30 protein-coding genes and 1 other RNA gene are annotated in these 23,472 nt (G+C 42.5%); 17 read left to right on the top strand and 14 right to left on the bottom strand.

From position 1 onward, the window contains the following. Positions 1-13: 13 nt before the first annotated feature. Genes ACLSSO_RS17665 through ACLSSO_RS17650 form a run of 4 tightly spaced genes read left to right on the top strand, consistent with a single transcriptional unit; the run spans position 14 to position 3,393 of the window. The gene (locus ACLSSO_RS17665) at positions 14-844 is read left to right on the top strand and encodes a DUF4382 domain-containing protein (protein ID WP_413943608.1); all 831 of its coding nucleotides are present in this window, start codon (positions 14-16) and stop codon (positions 842-844) included. 20 nt (positions 845-864) lie between these two features. Continuing rightward, positions 865-1,716: a DUF4423 domain-containing protein gene (locus tag ACLSSO_RS17660; RefSeq protein WP_295904224.1), complete on the top strand. Its 852-nt coding sequence runs from the start codon at positions 865-867 to the stop codon at positions 1,714-1,716. Positions 1,717-1,720: 4 nt separating this feature from the next. Further along, positions 1,721-2,560: a hypothetical protein gene (locus ACLSSO_RS17655; RefSeq protein WP_413943607.1), complete on the top strand. Its 840-nt coding sequence runs from the start codon at positions 1,721-1,723 to the stop codon at positions 2,558-2,560. A gap of 44 nt (positions 2,561-2,604) precedes the next feature. Further along, the gene (locus tag ACLSSO_RS17650) at positions 2,605-3,393 is read left to right on the top strand and encodes a M48 family metallopeptidase (RefSeq protein WP_413943606.1); all 789 of its coding nucleotides are present in this window, start codon (positions 2,605-2,607) and stop codon (positions 3,391-3,393) included. A 28-nt stretch (positions 3,394-3,421) separates the two neighbouring features. On the opposite strand, the gene ACLSSO_RS17645 is transcribed toward ACLSSO_RS17650, so the two are convergent. Then, entirely contained in the window at positions 3,422-4,024 is a 603-nt protein-coding gene (locus ACLSSO_RS17645) for a TetR/AcrR family transcriptional regulator (protein ID WP_413943605.1), read from the bottom strand. Between ACLSSO_RS17645 and ACLSSO_RS17640 the strand changes: the two genes are divergently transcribed. Next, entirely contained in the window at positions 4,023-4,535 is a 513-nt protein-coding gene (locus tag ACLSSO_RS17640) for a DoxX family protein (RefSeq protein ID WP_413943604.1), read from the top strand. The two genes, ACLSSO_RS17645 and ACLSSO_RS17640, sit on opposite strands and share 2 nt — an antisense overlap. Beyond that, positions 4,532-5,113, top strand: coding sequence for an NAD(P)H-dependent oxidoreductase (locus ACLSSO_RS17635; protein ID WP_413943603.1), 582 nt, complete (start codon positions 4,532-4,534; stop codon positions 5,111-5,113). The genes ACLSSO_RS17640 and ACLSSO_RS17635 overlap by 4 nt, the downstream gene beginning before the upstream one ends. 32 nt (positions 5,114-5,145) lie before the next feature. On the opposite strand, the gene ACLSSO_RS17630 is transcribed toward ACLSSO_RS17635, so the two are convergent. Both ACLSSO_RS17630 and ACLSSO_RS17625 read right to left on the bottom strand, forming a co-directional pair. Next, positions 5,146-5,445, bottom strand: a complete 300-nt coding sequence (locus ACLSSO_RS17630; protein WP_413943602.1) for a hypothetical protein — start codon at positions 5,443-5,445, stop codon at positions 5,146-5,148. A gap of 420 nt (positions 5,446-5,865) precedes the next feature. After that, a complete protein-coding gene (locus tag ACLSSO_RS17625) occupies positions 5,866-6,732 on the bottom strand; it encodes a LysR family transcriptional regulator (protein ID WP_413943601.1) in 867 nt (288 codons plus the stop codon). Positions 6,733-6,956: 224 nt separating this feature from the next. Here ACLSSO_RS17625 and ACLSSO_RS17620 point away from each other — a divergent pair, with 224 nt between their 5' ends. Next, positions 6,957-7,766, top strand: coding sequence for a dipeptidyl aminopeptidase (locus tag ACLSSO_RS17620; RefSeq protein WP_413943600.1), 810 nt, complete (start codon positions 6,957-6,959; stop codon positions 7,764-7,766). Here the strand turns inward: ACLSSO_RS17620 and ACLSSO_RS17615 are convergent. Continuing rightward, entirely contained in the window at positions 7,757-8,734 is a 978-nt protein-coding gene (locus ACLSSO_RS17615; RefSeq protein ID WP_413943599.1) for a serine/threonine protein kinase, read from the bottom strand. The genes ACLSSO_RS17620 and ACLSSO_RS17615 overlap by 10 nt on opposite strands. A 53-nt stretch (positions 8,735-8,787) precedes the next feature. Here ACLSSO_RS17615 and ACLSSO_RS17610 point away from each other — a divergent pair, with 53 nt between their 5' ends. Further along, positions 8,788-9,567, top strand: a complete 780-nt coding sequence (locus ACLSSO_RS17610) for a M48 family metallopeptidase (protein ID WP_413943598.1) — start codon at positions 8,788-8,790, stop codon at positions 9,565-9,567. On the opposite strand, the gene ACLSSO_RS17605 is transcribed toward ACLSSO_RS17610, so the two are convergent. Continuing rightward, a complete protein-coding gene (locus ACLSSO_RS17605; protein ID WP_413943597.1) occupies positions 9,561-10,253 on the bottom strand; it encodes a phosphatase PAP2 family protein in 693 nt (230 codons plus the stop codon). The genes ACLSSO_RS17610 and ACLSSO_RS17605 overlap by 7 nt on opposite strands. Before the next feature lie 124 nt (positions 10,254-10,377). On the opposite strand from ACLSSO_RS17605, the gene ACLSSO_RS17600 reads away from it, so the two are divergent. The 4 genes from ACLSSO_RS17600 (at position 10,378) to ssrA (ending at position 15,038) form a co-directional block, all read left to right on the top strand. Continuing rightward, positions 10,378-11,739, top strand: a complete 1,362-nt coding sequence (locus tag ACLSSO_RS17600) for a hypothetical protein (protein WP_413943596.1) — start codon at positions 10,378-10,380, stop codon at positions 11,737-11,739. Between the two features lie 276 nt (positions 11,740-12,015). Continuing rightward, on the top strand, positions 12,016-12,909 hold the full coding sequence (locus ACLSSO_RS17595; protein ID WP_295902181.1) for a hypothetical protein: 894 nt from the start codon (positions 12,016-12,018) through the stop codon (positions 12,907-12,909). A gap of 160 nt (positions 12,910-13,069) precedes the next feature. Then, complete coding sequence (locus tag ACLSSO_RS17590; RefSeq protein ID WP_413943595.1) at positions 13,070-14,206, top strand: TIGR02147 family protein; 1,137 nt, start codon at positions 13,070-13,072, stop codon at positions 14,204-14,206. 486 nt (positions 14,207-14,692) lie between these two features. After that, positions 14,693-15,038, top strand: a transfer-messenger RNA (tmRNA) gene (ssrA, locus tag ACLSSO_RS17585). A gap of 97 nt (positions 15,039-15,135) precedes the next feature. Here ssrA and ACLSSO_RS17580 read toward each other — a convergent pair. Further along, entirely contained in the window at positions 15,136-15,309 is a 174-nt protein-coding gene (locus tag ACLSSO_RS17580; RefSeq protein ID WP_413943594.1) for a hypothetical protein, read from the bottom strand. A gap of 3 nt (positions 15,310-15,312) precedes the next feature. After that, positions 15,313-16,257: an AraC family transcriptional regulator gene (locus ACLSSO_RS17575; protein WP_413943593.1), complete on the bottom strand. Its 945-nt coding sequence runs from the start codon at positions 16,255-16,257 to the stop codon at positions 15,313-15,315. A gap of 107 nt (positions 16,258-16,364) precedes the next feature. Between ACLSSO_RS17575 and ACLSSO_RS17570 the strand changes: the two genes are divergently transcribed. Further along, positions 16,365-17,228: an SDR family oxidoreductase gene (locus tag ACLSSO_RS17570; protein WP_413943592.1), complete on the top strand. Its 864-nt coding sequence runs from the start codon at positions 16,365-16,367 to the stop codon at positions 17,226-17,228. A 37-nt stretch (positions 17,229-17,265) separates the two neighbouring features. Further along, positions 17,266-17,739 carry a cupin domain-containing protein gene (locus ACLSSO_RS17565; RefSeq protein WP_413943591.1) on the top strand — a complete coding sequence of 158 codons (474 nt, stop codon included), beginning with the start codon at positions 17,266-17,268 and terminating at the stop codon, positions 17,737-17,739. A 78-nt stretch (positions 17,740-17,817) separates the two neighbouring features. On the opposite strand, the gene ACLSSO_RS17560 is transcribed toward ACLSSO_RS17565, so the two are convergent. Genes ACLSSO_RS17560 through ACLSSO_RS17550 form a run of 3 tightly spaced genes read right to left on the bottom strand, consistent with a single transcriptional unit; the run spans position 17,818 to position 19,163 of the window. Continuing rightward, positions 17,818-18,327 carry a cysteine hydrolase family protein gene (locus ACLSSO_RS17560; protein WP_413943590.1) on the bottom strand — a complete coding sequence of 170 codons (510 nt, stop codon included), beginning with the start codon at positions 18,325-18,327 and terminating at the stop codon, positions 17,818-17,820. A gap of 20 nt (positions 18,328-18,347) precedes the next feature. Then, positions 18,348-18,725 (bottom strand): nuclear transport factor 2 family protein, encoded by a 378-nt coding sequence (locus ACLSSO_RS17555; protein ID WP_413943589.1) that lies wholly within the window; start codon positions 18,723-18,725, stop codon positions 18,348-18,350. Between the two features lie 39 nt (positions 18,726-18,764). Next, on the bottom strand, positions 18,765-19,163 hold the full coding sequence (locus tag ACLSSO_RS17550) for a nuclear transport factor 2 family protein (protein WP_413943588.1): 399 nt from the start codon (positions 19,161-19,163) through the stop codon (positions 18,765-18,767). 80 nt (positions 19,164-19,243) lie between these two features. On the opposite strand from ACLSSO_RS17550, the gene ACLSSO_RS17545 reads away from it, so the two are divergent. After that, the gene (locus ACLSSO_RS17545; RefSeq protein ID WP_413943587.1) at positions 19,244-20,197 is read left to right on the top strand and encodes a GlxA family transcriptional regulator; all 954 of its coding nucleotides are present in this window, start codon (positions 19,244-19,246) and stop codon (positions 20,195-20,197) included. 4 nt (positions 20,198-20,201) lie between these two features. Here ACLSSO_RS17545 and ACLSSO_RS17540 read toward each other — a convergent pair whose 3' ends face one another. The 3 genes from ACLSSO_RS17540 to ACLSSO_RS17530 all read right to left on the bottom strand — a co-directional run bounded on the left by ACLSSO_RS17540 (position 20,202) and on the right by ACLSSO_RS17530 (position 21,693). Then, complete coding sequence (locus ACLSSO_RS17540; RefSeq protein ID WP_413944837.1) at positions 20,202-20,420, bottom strand: hypothetical protein; 219 nt, start codon at positions 20,418-20,420, stop codon at positions 20,202-20,204. Continuing rightward, entirely contained in the window at positions 20,380-20,517 is a 138-nt protein-coding gene (locus ACLSSO_RS17535; protein WP_413944830.1) for a recombinase family protein, read from the bottom strand. Before ACLSSO_RS17535 ends, ACLSSO_RS17540 begins: the two co-directional genes overlap by 41 nt. A 570-nt stretch (positions 20,518-21,087) precedes the next feature. After that, complete coding sequence (locus ACLSSO_RS17530) at positions 21,088-21,693, bottom strand: TetR/AcrR family transcriptional regulator (protein WP_413943586.1); 606 nt, start codon at positions 21,691-21,693, stop codon at positions 21,088-21,090. Between the two features lie 138 nt (positions 21,694-21,831). On the opposite strand from ACLSSO_RS17530, the gene ACLSSO_RS17525 reads away from it, so the two are divergent. Beyond that, positions 21,832-22,212 (top strand): DoxX family protein, encoded by a 381-nt coding sequence (locus tag ACLSSO_RS17525; RefSeq protein WP_413943585.1) that lies wholly within the window; start codon positions 21,832-21,834, stop codon positions 22,210-22,212. Positions 22,213-22,226: 14 nt separating this feature from the next. Continuing rightward, entirely contained in the window at positions 22,227-22,721 is a 495-nt protein-coding gene (locus ACLSSO_RS17520; RefSeq protein WP_413943584.1) for an SRPBCC family protein, read from the top strand. Between the two features lie 8 nt (positions 22,722-22,729). On the opposite strand, the gene ACLSSO_RS17515 is transcribed toward ACLSSO_RS17520, so the two are convergent. Beyond that, positions 22,730-23,467: an SDR family NAD(P)-dependent oxidoreductase gene (locus ACLSSO_RS17515; RefSeq protein ID WP_413943583.1), complete on the bottom strand. Its 738-nt coding sequence runs from the start codon at positions 23,465-23,467 to the stop codon at positions 22,730-22,732. Positions 23,468-23,472 lie beyond the last annotated feature (5 nt).

The raw sequence follows: 23,472 nt of genomic DNA, 5'->3' as shown, positions 1-23,472 counted from the left end.
AGGGAGGGATATCATGAGAAAGAACGTGAAATCAGTAATTGCAGGTCTTGTGGCGCTTAACATTGTAGGTTGCTCACAAGCGCCTACGGAAAAAGTAAGCACATCGCTTTCAATGACAGGATCGTCTCAAGCGGCGACGGTGGCAAAATATAAAATCCAACATCCTTGGATGAGTTTATTTATGCCAAGTGCAGTGGCATTAACTCCGCCAGCGATGACGGACTCTTCAGGTCGCAATGTGACCTTGAATAAAGCGTGGGTCGTGATTAAAGAAATTGAATTCAAACCAAATGAAACTGAAGACGCGGCAGAAATTGATGGAGATGAAATCAAATTCCGTGGACCTTATGTGGTGGACTTGCTTTCCTTAAATCCAGCTCCGTTCGGAACGGCAGAACTTCCAACGGGAGTGTATCGCCGAATTAAAATGAAGCTAGAAAAAAATGCGACGTTGCCTGCGGAAGCACCTATGGGTCTAAGTGGTAACAGTATCTACTTTGAGGCGACGGTGGCAGGAAATCAAATCACTTACGCGGCGGACGACGGTACTGAATTTAAAATCAGTGGTGCTGGTGGAATCAATCTCAACGATAACGCCAATCTTTTGGTAACAATTCGTTTGGCTGATCTATTTAAGATGATTGATCTGTCGGGTGTGAGTTCAAATATCACAATCACATCTTCATCGCGTCAGCCCGGTGTGAACTTATGTCCTTTGATTGATAGTTCCGCAGCGGATCTCTATACATGCATTCGCAAGGGACTTGAGAAGGCCGGAAAATTCGGGAAAGATGATGACGGAGACCATGAAATTGAAGCCGGTGAAGACGAAGTCGAAGACTAACAGTATGCTAAGAGGTAGTTATGAAACCTAACATTCAAGAATATCATGACTACCTCGAGTTTCTAAAAGACTGGATTGAATATCTTAAGGAGCGAGAGAAGGGATTCAGCTTAAGGAAGGTAGCAAAAGAGGCAGGGATTGCCTCTGGCTATCTTCCCATGTGTTTCAGTCGCAAACGCGTTCTTTCATTAAGAACGTATGAAAAAATAAAACCGTTATTAAAGTTATCTGCAAAAGAAGAAAAGTATTTGGATCTTTTAAGAGTGATTGCGGAATCCGAAGAACCCAAGATGCGTGTGCAAGCGCTGACGGATTTGCAGAAACTGAAAGATTATAAAGAGTCGAATCGCTCCGAACTGGAAGTGCATCAATATCTGAGCCGATGGTACTACGTTGTGATTCGAGAAATGGTGAATATGCCAGAGTTTAATGGCAAGGCCGAATGGATTCAGGAAAGATTGCGCGGCCGTGTTTCGCAAAAAGAAATCGAAGAGGCGCTACAGTTTTTAGTGAACTTTGGATTCATCGTAAAAAACGATCAAGGAAAATACGCCGTGGTCGACAAACAGCTGAATTGCGAAGAAGGCGTGTTTAAACTTTCCCTCGGAGAATTTCATCGCCAGATGTTGGATTGGGCGAAGCTTTCAATCGAGGAGACGCCGCGAGCAGAGCGACTTCTTTTGGGTCATACAGCCAGCCTAACGGCGAAACAGTTTGAAAAAGTTCAATCTCTACTCAAAGAAACAATTGGAGAGGTCGAGATTGTGGATAATAAAGCACACTCTGCGGATATGGAAGTATATCATATTGAGCTAACAGCATTTCCGCTCACAAAAAAGAAATCTTCCTTGAGCGAAGATGTGGGAGAATAGTTGTATGAAGAAAATCTTGCTTGTTTTGTTACCGCTGGCGGTGGGGCTGGGCGGATGTCAAAAGACCAGTGAAGGTGGTACGACCACAGGCAATCCGTTGATCAACTTTAAGATTGCGGGTTCTTCGTCTCCGGCGACGGTGGCGTTTCATCGTCCGAGTTTTGTGTCGCCTTGGCTGTATCAAATAATGAAACCAGCGATGGCATTGCCGCCTCCTTCGCTGGTGGATTCCAATGGCGTCACAATCAATCTTTCAGAAGCATGGATGGTCGTGAGATCGGTGGAATTTAAACCGTCGGAAACACCAGATGCCGGTGAAGTTGATGGAGACAGCGTCAGCTACGAAGGTCCCTATGTGGTAAACATACTAACGCCGACGCCAGAATCTTTGGGGCAGGTGCGTGTGCCAACGGCAACTCTTCGCAGAGTAAAAATGAAACTTCACAATGCAGATACGCTGCCAAACACGGCTCCTCCGGCATTGTTGAATAAAAGTATTTATTGGAAGGGCTCGATCAGCGGCCATGATTTTACAATTTCAAGTCGTGAAGGTTATGAATTTGAATTGGCCGGCCCTAATGGAGTGACTTTGTCGGATAACTCCAATGTGTTAATGAGTATTCAGGTTGCGAACCTCTTTAAGAAGATGAATTTTTCAGGAATTACAACGACAACTGACATTGACGAAAACAATCGTTTCCCAACCGTGAATCCATGTCCTTCTATTGATGCCTCGGCTGCGGATTTATACACATGTTTTACGAAGGGCTTAAAATCAGAATCGAACCTGGGACGCGATGACAATGGGGACGATGAGCTGAGTGGAGATGACTCTGTTAAATAAACTCGTCCGTTGATCTTTATGCTAAATCTCGTTAGATTTGGCTTATGAAAAAGTTTATTTTTGTCATTTCAGCATTTTTAGTTTCATGCGTAACTTCCACTGAACAAGGAGCTATCGGCGTAGAGCGCCGTCAGCTCCTTCTTGTTCCAAGTGAGCAAATCGTTTCTATGTCCGCACAAGCGTACGTGCAGACCAAAGAGGAAGCTCAGAAAAAAGGTCTACTGGACAAAAATCCACAACAAGTGCAAAGAGTCCAAGCGATAGCCCGTAAAATCATTCCGCAAACAGCGACTTTCCGTAGTGATGCGCCTTCTTGGGCGTGGGAAGTTCATGTGATTACATCAAAAGAGCTGAATGCCTACTGCATGCCTGGTGGAAAGATCATGTTTTATTCTGGCATCATTGATCAGCTGAAACTGACAGACGGTGAAATCGCAGCGATCATGGGTCATGAAATCGCACATGCTTTGCGTGAACATGGTCGTGAAAGAATGTCAGAGGAGTTGATCAAAGGTGGCATTGCTCAAGCTGTTTTGCTAACGGGTAAAGTAGATCCTAAATATGTGGGTCTTGCTGATCAAATCACAACACTCGCTGTTTCTTTGCCGCACAGTCGTGGACAAGAGTCTGAAGCAGACGACATTGGTCTTGAGTTGATGGCTCGTGCTGGTTACAACCCACAAGAAGCTGTCACTTTGTGGAAGAAGATGGCCTCTGCAGGTGGAGGAAAACCGCCTGAGTTTTTAAGTACGCATCCGGCGGATGAAACTCGTATTAAAAACATCTCTGCTTTGATTCCAAAGGTCATGCCTTTATATCAACAGTCGAAATAATCTTGAAAGCGGTTCGCCGTGCGGGCCGCTATTTTAGAACTGCTCGCTCTAAAAAATCCAAATGCTGATCAATAGCATTCTTCGTATCGTTCTTAGATTTCACACTTTGAAATTGTCCGTCTAAAAGCAAAATCGAAAATCCATGAATGCTTGCCCAAATAGAACGGGCTACTGAAAGTGGATCTTCTTTTTTAAAAACATGTGCCTTCATTCCTTCTTGAAGAATATCTAGCAAAGAACTAAAAGCTTTGGCGCCGATTTCATCAAGTTCTTTTCGTTGTTCTTTTGAGCAACGAAGCTCTTGATGGAACATGCTTCGGTAGTGTCCGGGATTCTGCAGAGCAAATTCGATATAAGCGCGGCCCGACGCCTGAAGTTTTTGTCGGGGAGTGCGTGCGTGGAGAAGTTCTTTTTCAAAAGCCTGCATCAAAGCTAAAAAACCTTCTTCGGCAATATAAGAAAGCAAATCTTGTTTCGATTTAAAATGTCGGTAAACGGCTGTGTGGCTCACTTTGAGGCTTTTGGCGATTTCCCGTAACGTAAAATCGACTTCGCCTTTTTTCTGAATGACTTCAACTGTCTTTTTAATGGCGGCACTTTTCAGGTCGCCATGATGATACGACTTAACCATGAAAAAAAGCCTAGCAGACTTTTTCTATGTTTACAACGGTCACATTAATGTTAACATTGGTTACATGAGAAGACTAAATGCCTTTTACCGTATGTTGATCTTGTTTTCCGTAGTAGCTTTTCTGGCCAGAGGCTTTGGACTCTTAACGACATGGAGCGAAGTTCCTTTATGGATCATGATCCAGATGTTTCTTTTTGCAGGCGTCAGTCATTTCACACCACTTCGTCATGAATTTGCCAAAATGATTCCTCCGATGATTCCGGGTAAAATGTTTTGGGTGTATTTTACCGGCGTCGTTGAGATTTTAGGTGCGATTGACCTAATGGACCCGAGAACACGACATTATGCCGCATGGGCTCTCATAGGTCTTTTGGTCGTCATGTTCCCAGCGAACTATTACGCCGCAAAAAATAATATTTCGTTCCGCGGAACAAAACCGCAGCCGGCCTTGCAAAGGGGATTAATGCAGATTCTTTTTATAACGGCTCTTTATGTCGGAGGTGTTCTGTGAGGAAAAAGATTTTAGTTATCAATGGACATCCCAATGCAGAAAGTCTTTGTGCTTCACTGGCCGCTAACTACGCCAAAGGAGCTGAACAAGCGGGACATGAAATAAAGCTCGTGCATTTATCACAGCTTTCTTTCGATCCGATTTTGCACAAAGGTTATTTAAAGATTCAAGATCTCGAGCCAGACTTAATTCAAGCACAAAAAGATATTCTCTGGGCGGAACACTTAGTCTTTGTGTATCCGATTTGGTGGAGCTCTCTTCCTGCTTTACTAAAAGGATTCTTAGATAGAGTCTTATTGCCAGGCTTCGCTTTCAAATATCACAAAACAGATCCGTTCTGGGATAAATTGTTGTCCGGCCGCACGGGGAGAATTATTCTTACAACCGATGCTCCTTGGTTGTGGAATCTTGTAATGAATTGGGACCCCGCCATTCGCACAATGAAAAAAGGTGTGCTTGAGTTTTGCGGAATTAAACCTGTCAACGTTACACAATTTGATTCGATAAAAAATAGAAAGCCGGAAGATATTAAAAAATATCTTCAAAAGGTTTTTGAGTTAGGTCAAAAGGCTCTTTAAAACAGGGGACCCGAGGGGTCCCCCCAAAAGAATTACCTCCAGGAATAGGGATTCTTTATTTGGGATTCAAGCCGATGAGTCGATACATCCACAGTCTCAAAGACACGTTGTGGACATGTGTAGCGCACAAGTTGCGGTCCTCTAAAAATAGCAGATGCTATTGCAAGCATTCCTCCTAAGAATTTGTACACTAGGTACGCGAGGAAGCTTGTTACAAGACCGGCCCTTTTTACGCTTTCGACAGACACATCAGCTGAGGCTTCAACGAGCTTCAATAAATATCGCTCGTTTTGGAATTCCCATTCTTTTTTCTTACGCAATAATGCGTTCATAGCTTCCTCCTCAGGATTGATAATGCTCGCAAAAGCGCTATTCAAAAGGCCGCTGAATAGAACTCATGCGAGAACTGTTTTAAGTTTTTTTGGGTTAAGACCAAGAATGAAAAACAAGCGTAGAGCAAGTTTTTAAAAACTTGGGATTAATAGTTAACTAATGTAGTGAATTGAAACTTTGTACGTAGCTAGAATTGACCGGTGGAGGCCACGTCGTGTCCGTTCACTAGAGATAGTTCGGATTGAATTAGATTTTTAATGTTCATCATAATCATGATGGCCTCCTTTCATTAGAGTTATTTCCAATATCGGAGAAGTTGCATAAAAAGTAAACTAATATTTTTGAAATTCTTTGTGGTGGCTAGTTCCACGATGGAACTGCGTTCACGCAAATATCACCATAACGATTTAAATTTGTTTCTAAGATTTTTTTGTCAGCGCTTCGAGCAGGCTTTTAAAGTACGGCGGCATTTCAGAGCGCGGATACCACGCCAGTGCCACAGCAGAATCAAGATGCATCTCGGGACTTAAGCAGAATAGAGATCCGCTTTTCACAAACGGTCGCGCGAATTCCTCTGTCAGAGCGGAAAAGCCGACGCCATCGACAACGAGTGAAGCCAGTGCATCGATATTGTTTGCATAATGGCGATGCTTAGAAATTTTTGTGATTTTATATTTTTTTAGAAGATCCAAAGTGACGTTATCGTTCGGATCAAAATCAACAATGGATTCTTTCGCAAAAATATCTTCAAGCTTTCTTTTCTTCCACGCTGTTGAAGCGAAAAGATAGTAGCGCTCTGGCGACAGGGTTTTGGAATCAAGCTCTTTGCCCACTTGGTTTACGGGAAGGGCGCCAATTTGAGCAAAGCCTGATTTTAATTTTCCTATCACACTTTCAGAGTCTGAAAGATCAAAGCGCACCCGAAGTTGCGAATACTTTTTCATCACCCCACTGGCTTTCGGAATAATCCTTGAGCGCATGAGTGCTGAAGAACCACTGATGCAGATTTCCTGCACGGTGATTTTCTTTCCTCCAAGAGTCGAAAGAGTTTCTCCTTCTAAATCGCGCGCCGCTTGAACGTAGCGAAGCAACGATTCCCCTTCACTTGTTAAACGCATTCCTTTTCTGGAGCGGGTAAATAGTGTCACACCCAGTTGCTTTTCCAAGCTCCGGATTCTTTGTGTCACCCCAGTCTGGGTGAGATCCACCATTTTAGCCGCTTCCAGGACCGTGCCCTTTTGGACGACGGCCCAGAAAGCTTCAAGGGAAGGGCTGAGTAAACTCATTAAAAATGATAATAAATGAAAATATATGAATTATACAAATACTAAATTTAAGATTATGAAAGATTTTTTCTGCGCGAATTTTCTCAGTGAATGAAAATGTGGATATGTGGATAAAGTGCGTGCGCGCAGTGTGGGGTCGGTAATTACCAAGAGAAGGTTGAATCTTCAGAAGTGCTTTTGACAATGCTTAGAGAAGTCCGTCAACTGCTTCGTAGGAGAGGCTTATGAAGAACTGGATTTTGAGAATTGCAGGTGTTTTGATTGTAACCGTAAATGTGCAAGCAAAAGAATCTATGTGTACAACAACGGGAATGCTTGATCGTATTACGTGTCCTTCAAAGTCTGTAGATATCGCAGGACCTCATCTCACTCGCGCCGTGAAATACTCCGTACCCGAGGGAAAAACTCCCCGCGGTGGTTGGCCGACAGTGGTGATCTATCAAGGTAGTTTCTTTGAAGTGGAATTTTCTCGTCAGCGTTTAATGCCTTTTGGTGGTTACAATGAGATTCGCTTGATTCAGTCTTTACTTGATCATGGATTTGCGGTGATTGCTCCACCAGCAATTAGCGGAGTTGCATGGATGACAAACATCATTGGCGTGACTTACGAAACTTCTGAAGATTTCTATTTCGTCGAAGAACTTTTAAAACAAATGAAGGCGGGGACTTTTGGGAAACTCAATATAAAACGTCTTTACGCCACAGGCATTTCCAGTGGCGGTTATCATTCCAGCCGCATGGCTGTGACTTTCCCGGGAACATTTAAAGCGCTGGCCGTAGAATCTGCTTCCTACGCCAACTGCAAAGGCCCTTTGTGTTTTGTGCCAGAGCAAATTCCTGAAAATCATCCGCCGACTTTATTCCTGCACGGAGAACTTGATACCGTGGTTCCTGTTACGACAATGTTGGAATACCATGAAAGATTGAAAGCGGCCGGTATTGAAACAGAAGCCTTCGTCGATGTGACCGCAAGACATCAATGGATTGATGAAGCGCCGGAATTAATTACGAATTGGTTCTTAGCTCATCCTTGAATCTGCCACGCGATCTTTTCAAGAGCTTCCACCTCTTCCGCCCAATATCTAAAGGTATTAAATTCGGGGAAAAGACGGGGGAAGCTTGGATCTTCCCAGCGTTTTGCAATCCACCCGGCGTAGGAAATAATTCTTAAGCCGCGCAAAAGCGGAATCCACGACCACTGATGATCGGGGAACTCGCGAAGTTCTTCATAGCCTTCAATGATCTGGGATTTTTCTTCATCCAGCATGTCAGCGTCGCCTGAAAGCAACATCCAGAAATCCTGAATGACGGGGCCATTTACAAAATCATCAAAGTCGACCAAGAAAAATTCTTTGCCGTTGTTTAAAAGATTTCCTTTATGACAGTCGCCATGAATACGAATAAATTCAGACGGATCAAAAAGATCATCAATCGCAAACAAAATATCTTCTGCTGCGACTGTGTAGCGCTCGCGCAGTTCTGGCGTCACCCAGTCTTGCAAGAAATCAAGCGTGGTCCATCCGCCGTAATAACTTGTATCCAGAACCGGACGGTGCGGAGCTGATTTCCTTGCTCCCACATTATGAACTTGCGCCATCAAGCGACCGACTTTATGAAGTTCGCCCGTTAAAAACTCCTGCGGCATTCTTCCTAAAACTTTTGGGAAAAAGGCAACGAACATTCCGTCGACTTCAGAAATCGTACTGTCATGTCCTTGGAAAAGCGGCGCGACTGCAGGAATGCCTTCATTCTTCAAAGATAGAAGAAACTCATGTTCCTCTAAAATCGCTTCTTTGCTCCAGCGGTGCGGACGATAGAATTTTGCAATCACGTTTTTATTTAAAGACGTCGAGTCAATCGACTGTTCTAACTTGATATCAAAAACGCGATTTTCATAGGAATTGAGTTGCGTGAACTCGCCCGTCGGATAAAAGCCCGCATTTTCCGCGGCTTGCAGAACTTTTTCTGGGTCTAAACTATAGAAAGAAGAGCTTTTATCCATTTCCGCCTCGAAAAAAGGTACCAGGTACCTTTTTCCCAACTTGCCAGTTTTTGGTGGTTAAGTCATTCTCTGACTTGATGAGCGGCAAAGAAACCTTTCTCTTCTCAAAATGGCCTGTAGAAGTGCATCGACGACCTTTTCGTCGCTCGGTTTCTATTTATCTTTATCCTAATAAACCGATCAAAGTGATGGCTTCTAAAAGCACGTCGCAAAAAATGATCGTGGACTTTTTGATGGTCAAAAAAGACTGGATCGAAAAGACCTTTGATAAGTTTTCTGAAATCGCAGAAAAGTTTCCTGAAAAGAAAATCAAGGCCTATGAAGATTTTCCGTTTTTGGGAAAAGACAGGAAACTTAAAGTCGTAATCACGCTTCACAAAAAACCTTTTGTCTCTGTGACGGATGACCATTTGCTTTTGCATATTCCGCGCAATGAGTGGAGCGCGAACTCTCTTATTGAAGAACATCCGACAGCTCTTAAAGAGATCCGTCATTTCTATAAAAGAGAAGCCGTGAATTTTCTCAACGAACGACTCACGTTTTGGTCTGAACAGATGAATCTTAGACCTTCGCAAGTAAAATACCGCGAACAAAGAACGCGTTGGGGAAGTTGTTCTTCAAAAGGAATTATCAACCTGAATTGGCGTTTGATCGTCTTCCCTCAAGAGATTATCGACTATGTGATTGTGCATGAGCTTGCGCATCTTCAACACATGGATCATTCAAATCGCTTTTGGTCTTTAGTTGAAAGGTATATTGAGAACTATAAAGACATCATGAAGTCTTTAAAAGAATCTCAATACCTCGTCGAATTTTTATCGGAAAATCAGTAAAGACCGTTTTGCGTTTTTGTGCGCATAAGGCTCAGGGCTAGCAAAGTTCCCACGTAACCCACACAAGCACCAAAAATAATATCGCTCAAGAAATGATCGTGAACCACAATGCGTGTCACACAAATCAGCATCGCAAAGGGAATCCAGAACCAACGAAATCTTGGAAACGCGACACTCATCATTGTTGCCGCCGTAAAGATCACTTGCGAGTGGCCAGATGAAAACGAATGCCAGTGCCAGTGAGTCGTAAAGGGATTAAAAACAAACGGATCAAAGTTCGGTGTCTTGTGAGGTCTTTGGCGTCCCGCTGTGAACTTAATAATGTGAGTAATTAAGCCTGACACAATCAGGGCTACAAAAAAATTCAATCCCCAACGACGGTAGAAATCGACTCTGTTAGCGTGTTTTTTAAGTGCAGAAATACGCGGCGCCACCCACTTCGCAAAAGCCCAAGTCGCTAAAGCCAAAACAAAATAATATTCTGAAAGGCCAATGTCCGTGAGGATGCGTGCAGGTCCACGGAAAGTATCTCTAATAGAAGGCTCGGCGAAAAAAGCAGAGAACTTTTGATCAAAGAAATATCCAGCAACAACCGCTAGCGAGAGCGACGTAAGAATCACCTTAATAATATGTCTTGTTAGTTTTTGTGGGTCGCTGATGAGCTCGCCGAATTGTTGTACAGGCATGTAATTCCTTCCAAAGCAGAGTCTAAAACGTAACCGTATTGCAATACAAGCCCTGATGAGGGGTGACGAATATTGGCCCGAGGCTTGCTTAATGGTCCAGCGACAGAATACTTGGAGGTTTCTAATGTTACCAATGCTTCAAAAGCACACATTGATTACGGCCGCTTTGTTAGCGACTTTGACGTTAAGTGCGTGCGGTAAGAAAAAAGATGTTATTTCAGCTCCACCAGAGAATGCGAAAAAAACAGGTGAAGCAAATACGAACGGTCAAATCGGTGGTGGTCTTCCTGATCCGAATAGACCTGATGATTCTAATCCACCACTTCCTGAACCAATTCCAGAGCCTAGAAAGCCAACGCCAGGTGGTTCAACTCAACAACCAAATCCACTGCCTCTTCCTCCAACAGCTCCGACGGCTCCAACTCAGCCACCGAAGCCAACAACTCCTCCAGTGGTAGACACTCGTCCAGCTCCGGCTCCGGGTTCTAATCAATTGCCTCCTGACTATCGCACGAATGATCCAGGCAATGCGACTCGTGATAATTTATCTAAACGCATGACCGGTGGCGTGACGTCAGATGGTCTTGTTTATACTTCTTCTTCTACTGATGATCTTTTGAATTATTTAAGAGCACGTAATGAAAAAGTAGGTTACGAAACTCGTCGTGCAAATTTAGAAGCCGCTTCTTCTGTGTTGTCTGCGAAAATGACAGTCGATGGAATGTCAGGTGATGCGATTGTTACTCTGAAAGTTCAAGAAGGTAACGACGTTAAAGTTTATAATGTTGCTGGTGCAAGTTCTAATGGTGGTTATGCATCTCCATTAAGATCTGTGCGCGCTGGTAACGGTGAGAAGTCGACAGGTTCTCGCGCTCTTGAAGGAACTTTGAAGTGCATGGATCTTGACGGTGGTTGTGAAACTACTTTCGTGAGACTTAAAATCGGAACATCTCCATCAAGTGCGATCATCAACGTGGTGTTCAGAAATTCTGCGGCTGATTTGTACTTCCAACTTCCAGGCGAATACTCTAGCAACCCAGAGTATCTTGGTTTGAGAGACATCATCCGTTCAACGATTCAAGGTTTGAATGTTCCTGAAAGAATCAAAACTGTTCGCATGAGTTCATTTGAAGTTGTGAACGGTCGTTCAGGTGTGGCTCTTTCTATGAAGACAGCAAACAACGAACTTCTTGCCTTCGCAGGTCCATTGCTGGCTCCTGAAGCGGGTACTGGTGTGAACATCAATCTTTCTCGTATCGCGAAAGATCAAGAAGACACTTTGGATTTGATCTCTTTAGATAATACAAAATTGAACCTTGCGAACACGATCGGTGAAGCTCGCATGGTCGCAAACAACGGTTTGGGGCAAGTGCGTTTGGCTTTGAAAATGAGAAAACGCGGCTCTTATGCTCAAGACCAGTTCCTTGTAACGTTCATGAGAAAAATTAAACCTCTCATTGATCTTACTGACGATAATTTGAAATAGTTCCTAATTTGTTCCATAGCGTTCCTATGTTTAGGGCCACAGACCTCCAAGCTGTGGCCCTTTTTCTTTGTTTGTTAAATAACTTCCTCCAGGGGCACGGCCATCCATGGCCTCTGCTGCCTTGTGCTGTCCTTGCGGCAGAGGCCCCTTCCGGCAGTTATTTAACAAACAAAGAAAAAGTGCTCGTGTGAGTGGTGTCGAATTGTCCCAGAAACGGTTGGTACACGAGTTGCTTAAGGGAGAGGTGGGGAACTACCAAAACCTTTGGGGGACAGAATGACTCTAAAAAACTCTTTATTAATCGCTTTTGCAGCCATCACTCTTACTTCAATTTCTGCGGGTGCTTACATTGTTCCAGGAGGACCTCGTCCTGCGGAACCAGCTCCCTATCCAGATGATGGTGGTTTTCAACCAGGCAATCCATTTCCAGGACAAGATGACTTCGGGAACGGTGGCATTGGTGGAATCGGAAACGGCGGATTCCAAAACGGTCGCCAAGAGCAAAAAATTATTTATCTAAATCGCAGAGTTTCCAACGAAACTTTGGCTCTTCGTCAATTGGCTGGTATCGGTGAAAATTATCGCGGTTACACAATTCAATCTGTGATCGTCGATGTTCGTCGCAGCGGTCCTCAAGCGGAAGTTTCTTTGCTTGCGGATGGTCGTGAAGAAGATACGGCTTATTCTCCACAAGGTGCTGTTCAACTTGTTCCTCGTTACAGAGCTGTGATCGGTGAAGACGTTCGTTCACTTCAATTGTCTGTTCGTGGAAATGCAGAGATCGCATCTATCACAATCAACTTGTTAGATAATGATCGCGTTGAGCGCCCAGGTCGTCCTGGCCGTGGCATCGATGTTCCGTTGTATGTGTCTCGTCGCATGTACGGAAATGATCGTTTGGATCTAACTCAATACATCGATATGTACCGCTACCGTGGTTACAGAATTCAAGAGATCGTGATTGAGGCGACTCCGGTTTACAACACAGCTTTGATTGATCTAGTGATCAACGGTTTCAATCAAGGTCAAACTTTGCAAGTTGATCGCTACAACTCTCGCCAAACTGTGCGCCCACAAAATGCCGTGCTTGGCCAAGGAGCTGATAGCATCGTGCTTTACACTCGCGGTGATCTTGATGTCCGCCAAGTGACTTTGCGCCTATCTCGTTAATAAATAGAAGCTTTTTAAAACTCGACGACTGAAAAGGGACTCCACAAGAGTCCCTTTTTTTATGCTTTGCAATAACGTAAAGCCCTTTGTGCACAAATCAGCTTGTTTTGAAGATTTAAATCGGGTGAACTATTTGGGTGCAAAAGGAGATCTGATTTCTATGCAAAACAGTCATCTTGAGTTTAGCAAAGGCAAAGAAATTTCAATGGGTTCCGCGAATCCTCCAGTTCTTTCTGATTACATGAACTACCGTCAGTTCTTGGCGGATTTTTATCAGTTCAAACGTAAGTCTTCGAAAGGATCGTTGAGAGCTTATAACTATGCTGTGTTTTCAGCAGCGGCGAATATTAAATCTCCCAATTATCTAAAAATGATTATCGAGGGAAAAAGAAATCTCTCGGAAGATATGATTGGCAAGTTCGGTAAAGCTTTGGGCTTTATGAAAGACCAAACTGACGAGTTCCGTTTGCTTGTGCAATTCACGCAAGCGACGGATCCGGCTGAACGTAATATGTATCTTAAAAAATTAAGCGAGCATCGTGTTGCTGGAAAATTAAAATCCGGCGAAATCGATCGCAAAACGTGGGAGAAAGTTCCTAACTGGGTTGCGTGGATCATTTACGCGATGGTGGATCAAGAGGGAGTTTCTTTCGACACTGCAGCGTTGAAGACTCTTCTTCGTGGTAAAGCTTCTGAAGATGAAATTGAAACGGCTCTTAATACATTAATTACTTCAGGCGAACTTCGTCGTGATGAAGTGACGGGCGAGCTTAAAAAGAACAGAAGTTTGATTGAGTCTCCGGAAGAAATTCCTGTGGCGCTTGTTCGTAAGCTTCAATCTCAATTGATGTACTTGGGTCTTGAGTCTTTGTATCAAGATCAACCGACTGACAGAGAGTTCGGTACGTTGACGATGTCTTTGACGAAAGCTGAGTTTGAGGAAATTAAATTCAAACTTCGTCAGATGAGAAAAGCTTTCCACAAAGACAATTCAATCGCGCGCATGAAGGAAAAAGGGGAGAGAGTTTATCAACTTAACATCCAACTTTTCCCTGTGACGAATGCAGTTGAAGGTGTTGAGAAAACAGTGATTAAGCCTGCTCTTGATTTGAAAGTTGAGACGGCGATTGTTGAAACTCCGGTGGCAGCTTCGACGGCGGCTCCGCAAGCGCAACCAGTTCCTGCTCCTGCGCAAGCAGCGACGACTGAGACTGCGAATGCATCAGCGAATAAAGATCGTTCGAATGTAAGTTCACTTGCAGCGACAGCGGCTTCTGCTGCTGATTTATTCCGTTAATTCTTATGAGCGGTTCTTTTTGCAGAACCGCTTTTTAATTTTTCAATTTTGATGAAAGAAGCAGCTTAATCGCTGCTTTTTTTGTATTTAAAAATGTGAGTCCGCTCGCCAGAAAAGCGGACGCAGTCGACGCTTCTTTCGTTAAACTTAGATAATTTGCTTAAAGTTTGCGCTGGTTTTAAACGCGAAACACATTCATAAAAATTTAAGATTCTTAAATTTTAGTGTCATTATTGCCCCATTTTTTGTGCACAAGTGTGGATAACTCTGTGGAATAGGCCTATAAATGGTGGATATCTCGACCTTTTGGCGTAAATTGTCTCGTGCTAACGTTAAGATCTCGTTAGGATGACACCACCTCTGCAAGACAAAAGTCCTGCGTCATTAAAAATTTAATCGTTGAATGTGAGGGTCAAAATCGGAAGGATAAACGATTTTCATTTTGCCGCTAATCTTGTGGTAAGATGATTTGATGTTTTCACACATGGGGGCGTACTGGCTTCGACGTGGGTGCTGAAACATAAGGAGCATACCGGGGCGGATGAGGACCTCGTTAAAAACGTCCATTTTGTAATTGGCAACGATTACGCACTTGCAGCTTAATTAAGCAGCACGATCAACCTTGTGGTGGTTCCGCACTTGGATTGATCGTCATTTAGGGACCTCGGTGAGTTGGGTTTTCTCCAGCAGACTCGCTTAAATTTACTGGGGGAGTGTTCAGTCTGATTTTGTTAGTGGAAGCTGGCTGAACAAACTAAAGCACTGACTAAGTATGTAGCGCCTTATCGCGGATCACTTGCGGACGCGGGTTCAATTCCCGCCGCCTCCACCAATTTTTTAAGCGAACCACTCGAAACGAGTGGTTCGTAAGTATCTAATTTATTTCAATTTTATTTTTACGGATGGTGTTCGCCTATCCATTGGTTAGGTCAGATGGTGGTGGGAATCGAACCAGCGTTCTTCTTTGTAATTTTCTTTTTATGGTAATCTATCAAAATTCTAGCAATCAGGTTCTGAACTTCTTCTTTCTTCTCTACAAATTCTTCTTGTGAGATGTAAATAGGAATGAGTTCTACTTTAAGAGGTGTTTTTGGCTTTTTCATTAATTAACCTAATTTGCTTTTATTCGTTTGTTGCCTAAATTTGGCTGGAGTGGTGCCGACTGTACGTTTAAAGAATTTAATAAAATTTGTGGTCTCGTCAAAGCCTAGACTTTCGCTAATTGCAGTTACGGACTGGTCTGTATGAGCAAGTAGCCTTTTCGCCTCCAGATTAATACGAGCAGCAATAAATGATTTCGCATTCATTCCTGCAAATTCTGTTGTCGCTCGTGACAAGCTTTTTTCTGAACATTTTAGGTGGCTCAGATAATCACCAACTTGGTGCCAATACGTAAATTTATCTTCAACAAGACGTTTGAAGTCCTTAAACCGCTGTTGGGAACTTGAATCATTGTTCCTTTCTACTCTGTGCCCGTAGAATATATTCAGCCGTAATAGCAGTGCGGCCAATTGATGTCGAAGTAAAGTATGTATTTCTCGTTGAGGAGCTTTAATTTCAGTATCCTTTAACATCTTGGTTATAATTTCAGTTACACATGAAAATTCCTGCTCCTTGAGTTCGATGTGCTCACCAAGTTGCTCAAGAACAATATCAAGTTGTAAATCTTGATCCGCCATTCGCGAAGTTCCCAGAAACTCAGGCCGAAAAACAACCATCCAGCCATCCCAGTTTATTTCAGTTCCGAAGTTATGCGCTTGTCCGGGTTTAATTGCAATGAGCGATCCAGGCTTACACATCAAAGGTTTGAAGTCGAGCAGCTGGCGACTTCTTCCACTTGTTACAAAAATCAATGTATAGAAAGCATATCTATGTGTAGCGAGGAGACTTTGTCCACACGCACGCTTGCGGAGGTTTGACATCGTAAAGATCTCTAAATCCAAAGAAAAAGATCCGGGTGGCTGGTATTCAAGTCTTCGAATATCGTTGATTTTAGTTTTTTCTTTTTTCATCAGTTTTTTAATCATGCCATCAATTTTTGTTTTTTTCAATGATGTGTCTATTATTTACCATTGTTCATATAGTTACTTACCTTGAGGTACTGGGTTAATAGTCTAATATTTATCTACTGTCATTAACTGTATTTGAGGAGATTACAATGAAATACATTATTCATGGAGCATCAGGGGCCCAAGGCTCTCCGCTCTACAAGAAACTATTAGCAGCGGGAAAAAACGCAGTTGGTGCTGTTCGAGACACCAAATCCCTTAACGACTTGCCAGCGATTGCGGTTGATAATTCGTCAGTTGAATCATTAATAGCAGCCTATAAAGGAGCCGAGGGAGTATTTGTTCATTTACCATTAGGTCCGGAAGAAATGCGCCTAGAGTTCGCTAAAAATATTGGTAAAGCTATTATGAGTGCAAAACCCAAGCGAGTTATTATTTCAACAAGTGGATGGACAATTGATGCTCCTGGAACTCCTTTGCAGTACTCGGATGACAACGCTGTTTCAGTTTTAAAAAGAGAGGTAGAGAAATCCGGAGTATCATCAGCGGTTATTGCTCCACGTTTTTATCTTGAAAATCTTCTTCTTCCTATGACTTTGGAAGCTGTTAAGAGTAAAGGCGTTATTCAATATCCTATTCGCTCAGATTATGCAGTTTCGTGGGGCTCTCACCTTGATGTGGCTGATGTTGCCATCGAGCTTTTTAATAAACCTTCTGTTACTGGTATTGTCGGTGTTGGCCAGTTTCCAGGCATTACAGGAAAAGATTTGGCTGATTCATTTTCAAAATACTTTGGCAAAAAGATTACATTTGAAAGTTTGAAGCCTGCTGAATATGGAAAATTGTTAGTGCCATTGTTTGGAGAGATCGCGGCAGCCGGTGTGGAAGAAATTTACAATACAATCGAGAAGTCGAAGGAAAACGTTATTAACCGAAATACAAGTGCTCAGAATGTTTTAGATTTCAAACCTCGCTCTATAGAGCAATGGCTTTCAGATATGGGTATTCGATAAAAATAGAATAGAAAATATAACAAGGAGAAATACAAAAATGAGAAGTTTAAAAACAATAATGTTTATATTTATTGCTTCGATGTTGTCTAGTCACGCCCAAGCTGAAAATTTCAAAAAAGAGCCTACCGTCACTCATGCATCTCAGGTGAAATGGATGCCGATGGTTCCAGAATTAGGAGATAAAGGGCCTCAGATGGCAGTGGTTTTCGGAGATCTAGCAGCAAAAGGAAAACCAATTGGAGTGCTGGTTAAGATACCCGCAGGAACAGTGGCTACCCCACATACCCATAGTTCGGATTATTGGTCAGTCGTCATTAAGGGACAGGAATCTAATTTTGATGGTGACGTAAGCAATGCGAAGCCATTACCAGCGGGTTCGTGGTGGTATCAACCTGGCAAAGACCCACATGATAATAAATGTTTTGAAGGTGAAGATTGTATTTTGTTTACTTACTATGAAAAAGGGATGGACATTTCTTTTCTTAATTCACAAGTAAAGACAAAAAAATAGATAGGTTCAAATTTTCAAAACTGACTTACTCGCATAAATGAAGGTGGGGTTGAGTAAAATCAACCCCACCTTCGCACTTCATTGCGCTAAAACATCTAAGCTAGTAAGTATTTCACGTGGCACTAGGGCGTCGACCGCTATGGTATGAATTGCGTCACTAACGGTTGCACAAGCATCTGCAACGATGGACACTTTGTACTTTTCAGCACTCTTCGAAAGAGCAGTGTGGGTCACGCAGTTTTGTGTCATCATCCCACACAGTACAATGTGTTCGACACCGAATCGATTTAAGACAGCTTCAAGTTCCGTTTTATAAAACGAGTCAGCGTATTGTTTGTTGATCACTGGGGCACTCGGAACCGCTTCGAGAATTTTTTGATGTATCATTACGCCGCTGCTTTCAGGGGTGAAGAATGGAGAATCAACACCAAGTACATGTCGGATAAGGACAACGGGAATATTTTGTTTTTTAGCTAGGTCGATAAGTTCTAACGTTGTATCTAATGCCATTTCTGGATTCCACAATGGAAACTTTCCACCAAGAAAGTATTCGTTTTGAATATCTATGACGATTAAAGCTTTTTTCATATTCACCTAAAATATTTTAATTAGAACATCGGATTATTGTTCGCACGCCCATCGGGCATTGGCATCATGGCGTCCCAGTGCTCTGCTAATTTGTTGTTTTCTATTCGGTAAATATCGATAAATCGCCATTCTTTTCCGGCCATTTCATATCTCGAATGAAGGAAAACAATATCACCTTCGGCTGCAATATGTTTGAAACTAATTTTTTGCTTTGGCACGCCTTGAGAGATGAGCATTTGCAAAAGCGCTTTCACTCCTTTCGGACCGTCCGCAATCGTTGGATTGTGTTGAATGAAGTTTTCTGTCATATATTCATCTACTGCCGTAACATCTAAATCGCCAAAAATTCTTTGGTATGCCGTTGAGACAATTTGTTTGTTGCTTTCTTCTGTTGTCATAAGATTTCCTCTTCTTTTAATAGCTGTTGATCGTTTATTCTAGCGGCCCCAAAAATTATCTTCAGCTTCTTGATCTTCAGAGAAGAGCCAAACTTCTTTTATTTTACTATCTTGAATTTTCAATAGATCGACTCCCGCCATCGACATGCTTTTTCCTTCACGTTGAGCTGAAAACTGAATGATGACAGATACTAAGTCTCCATTTGCCATAATATGTTTTGGCTCAAGCTTTAATGTTCCTTGGGTAATTTCCATCATTTTACCCAAGTGGGGGAATAGCTCTTGTTTTCCTTTATAAGTTCCTGAGGCTTGGTGATTACCTGGTTGGTGCCAGATGACATCATCAGCGATGAGTTGTCCGACTTTCTCCATTTCTCCCTTAGAGAGGTGGTTGAAATAAGATTCAACTACCTTTAAATTTTTCTCGTCTGTATTCATAGATGGCTCCTTTTTATAAGTATGTTAATCCAAATTAATCTGCTACAGTAGTGGCATAAATGCCATTTATGAGGTTATAAATGCCAAAATTTAAAAGTGTGAATATTGGGATACTTGTTCATAATCGATCCGCTCTTGGCGTAACAATTTTAATTAAAGAAATTTTTGAAGCCGCGAATTACGTCTTAGGGGCCGAAATCTACAAGATAGAATTTATTAGCTATAAGAAGCGAGTCTTTAGAAACGGTATTTTCCAGATACAATTACAAAAGAGTAAAGAGAAGTATGATTATGTGATAGTTAGTCCATCTCAGGGAATGGACGAAAATATGCTTCTTAATTGGCATAAAGAAAGTGAACTTCTTAAATCGTTGCATGAAAACAATGTTGTGATTGCATCAGCCTGCCTAGGAGTTTTGTTTTTGGCCAGCACTGGAGTACTTGATGGTAAGCAAGCTACAACTCACTGGTCCTGCGAGAGCTTTGTAAAAAAGAATTTCCCGAATGTTCAATGGAAAATGCAGAAGATGCTTTGTGAAACATCGTCCACTATCACTGCTGGTGGCTATCTTGCTATTGTTGATCTCACTCTTAATATTATTTCAAGATCAAGCGGAAAGAAGGTAACTCAAGAAATCGGAAAACTACTTTTGGCCGACAGTACGAGAGAAAAACAATCTATTTATGCGGCTGAGTTAACGGTAAACACTCAAGAGGTAGATCAGTTTAAAGCTTTAGAAAAATGGATTGATTTGAATATTGATAAGAATATTTCAATTCAGGAAATGGCAGCCCGTTGTGGCATGAGTTTGCGGAGCTTTCAGAGAAGGATCACCTCATCTTATGGCCACCCACCAAAGAAGTTCCTTCAATTGAAACGGGTTCAGAAAGCACGTTTACTACTAAGTAATTCAAAGTTGAGCATTGAAGATGTCGTGTCACAAGTGGGGATGAGTGACGTTTCTTCTTTCAGAAAAATCTTTTTGCGAGAGTTCGGAATGACACTATCCGAATACCGACGACGACTATTTTAGCTGCCTAACCCGCATTCTTATGGCTTTTGGCCACTTCGATGCCTTGGATTCTTGAATAAGTTGAAACTGTGCCTTGCGGATTTGGTTGATGATGACTGGAAGATTGCCACTGGCAACGGCGGTAAAGGCCAATACGACTGCGATTTTGATAAGACTGTTCATTTAGTCCTCCGGTTATTTGTTTAGTTGGATTGGTTAAGTTTAATGATTCTTCTGACCACACATGGACTCCATGATTTGCCAGTTCGACTAGGAATCTTTTGGCGATTCAATTCTTTTGCAATGGCATTCCCAGAAAGCCCTGACTGGTAAAGCTTCATAATTTTTCTGACAATAATTTGTTCTTTTGGATCAATGAGTAGCTGGCCATCAAGGTAAGCATACCCGTATGGCGTGTGACCACCGCGCTTAGTATGTAGTCGATCTATGTGGACTGAATTTCCATTGAGAGGATTTCTCAACGCCATTCCGCTTTTTTTCAAAGTTTCACGCACGGTAGATTTTGGAATGCCTGTTCTCTCTTCTATATCGCGTATAGAGAGTCCTCTTTCATAAAGAGGAGCACATTTTTCAAATATTCGCGCTGGTGTTTTTACAGAAAGTTCAATAAAGTCATGATGATAGTGGGGTTCGCCTGTCGATACCTCACCTCCACCATTTTTTAAGTATTACGAACTCCGTGCTCATGAATATCGTGACGGAGTTTTTGTTTGCTAAGTATAAAAGAGATGCGCCAAAAGAAATGGCGATTGCCTATGTAAGGTCTTCTGATTCTCAAAAATAATTTTTCTTCCTCGAATTTTACTTCGCATCAGTTCCTCTATTCAAATATTTTGGAGTCCGTTCGTTTGACGGAGAAAATTTCCGAAACCCTCGCTGAAACGTGGTCTTTAGGTGAGAGCCTCAAGATGCTGCTTCAGCGAGTTGTACATTGAATCAAAAATACGACGATCATTCAGAGCCTTACCCATTGCGAAAGTGCCCTCTTGAAAAGTCACTATATATTCAGCAAGTTCTTGGGTGTTCACGTTCTTGCGCAAATAACCGCCTTGTTGGGCCCGCTTTAAATGCTCACGGGTTTTAGCGATCCAATCTTCTAGAACGGCGCGAGTTTTTTGTTTGAAGAGTTCATCTGAGCCCGACATTTCCTGAGTAAGATTATTCAGCGGACATCCAAGAGCCACGTACTCATCTGGCCAATTATCGAAAGTATTTTTAAAACATTTTAATATACCTTGAATAGGATTCTTATAGGCGTTCAGCGGTTTAATCCAACGATCTAAAATTCCTGTGTGGATGATCTCATCGACGATGGCATAACCGACATGACTTTTTGTTGGAAAATAATGGAAGAAGGCCCCGATTGTGACGTCGGCCTTTGCAGCCAGTTCACGCACGCCAACGCCATTAAAGCCCCGGCTATAGATTTCCATAAATGAGGCATTAAGTATCTGGGCACGTGTTTTTTCGGGATCTCTTACTATACGTTTTGCCATCAGATCAAATATATCAAATGATATGTAAATTGTCCATGAATATTACTTTATTAAAAATGAAACATATTTAAAAATTCTCTTTTAACATATCAAGTGATATGTAATTATACCGATAAGGATCACATAAAGGAGCTTTACATGACCTCAAAAGCAATATGGACGGGTAGGATTTTAAGCGGTTTGGCCATCGCATTTTTATTGTTCGATGCCACAATCAAGTTTTTTATGGATAAGCTTCCACCAGAAGCATTAAAGGCGGGGGCTGCTTTGCAGTGGCCGATAGAACTGATGCCGACAGTTGGAACCATTCTTTTGATATGCACTCTTCTGTATGCAATTCCGAAAACGTCGCTACTTGGTGCTGTTCTTCTGACGGGGTATTTAGGTGGAGCGATCGCAAGCCACGTCCGTGTTAGCAATCCACTTTTCAGTCACACTCTTTTTCCAATTTATGTCGCTGTTTTTGTTTGGCTAGGCCTTTACTTGCGCAGTTCACGTCTTAGACAAGCTTTTCCCTAACTAATGGAGTATTTATGAATATTAAAGTCGATCCGAAACTTGATCTTGTATTAGAAAAAATCATCCCAGCAACTCCGGAGCAAATCTATAAAGCTTGGACAGATCCTGTTGGAATTAAAGAATGGTTTTGTCCAAAGCCTTGGCAAACTGTAGAGTGTGAAATGGATTTGCGTCCTGGTGGAAAATTCTTCTCCGTCATGCAAAGTCCTGAAGGCCAAAAGTTTCCAAATACGGGATGTTATTTAGAACTTGTTCCTTACGAAAAACTTGTTTGGACTTCCGCGCTACAGCCGGGCTTTCGACCATCACCGAAACCGCAGGGCCCGCACGATTTATTGTTCACGGCAGTTTTGTTTTTGGAAAAACATCCAGAAGGAACTAAGTACACTGCAATCGCTCTCCACCAAGACGAAGAAGGTCGTAAGGTTCATGAACAAATGGGTTTTCATGAGGGCTGGGGAATGGTGGTTCAACAGTTAACAGAGTATTTGTCACGCGGTCGTCGTTAGAATTAGTTCTAAATTTTAGCCAAGCGCCCTCCATCGACTCGGAGGGTGGCTCCGGTAACAAAATGCGAATCATCCGACGCAAGAAATGCAATGGCTGAAGCGATGTCTTCTGGTTTTCCGACATCGCTTTGGCTGATGACTTCCAATCCGGACTTCACATTCGGATTTTCCCAAAGCATAGGAGTGTCGACGGCTCCTGGCAAAATCGCGTTGACACGGATTTTCTTTTCTTTGCCTTCGATGGAGCCTGAGCGGGTGAGTGATAAAACAGCGGATTTCGCCGCAGCATAAGACGACACAAGGGGAGTTGTTTCCACCGCGTGAATGCTTGAGACATTTACGATGGCGCCGCCATTTTTCATGTGCAGAAAACCTTGTTGCATGAAATAGAGAGTTCCTAAGAGATCGACGCCAAGAACTTTCATCCAATCGTCCACGGATTGTTGTTCTAAGGGTTTAAATACCATGAGGCCCGCATTGTTGATGATGGCATCAATATTTCCAAACTTATCCAATGTGGCCTGAACAGATTGTTTTACGTTTTGTGAGCGACTTACATCGCAAATGCTCAGTAACGGTTTTAAGCCAATATCTTCGATTTCTTCTGAAGCTTTTTTTAAACGATCCTCTTTGATATCAACAAGAACCGTTTGCGCACCCTCCTTGGCTAATTGAAGGGCGGTGGCAAGTCCGATGCCGCTGCCTGCTCCCGTGACAATAGCGACTTTGTTTTGGAATCGGCTCATCTGTT

It is taken from the genome of Bdellovibrio sp. HCB-162 (assembly GCF_047344985.1).
In the GTDB taxonomy this organism is placed as follows: Bacteria; Bdellovibrionota; Bdellovibrionia; order Bdellovibrionales; family Bdellovibrionaceae; genus Bdellovibrio.
Note: the sequence above shows the minus strand (reverse complement) of the source record. Positions and strands in the feature narration are given on the sequence as shown.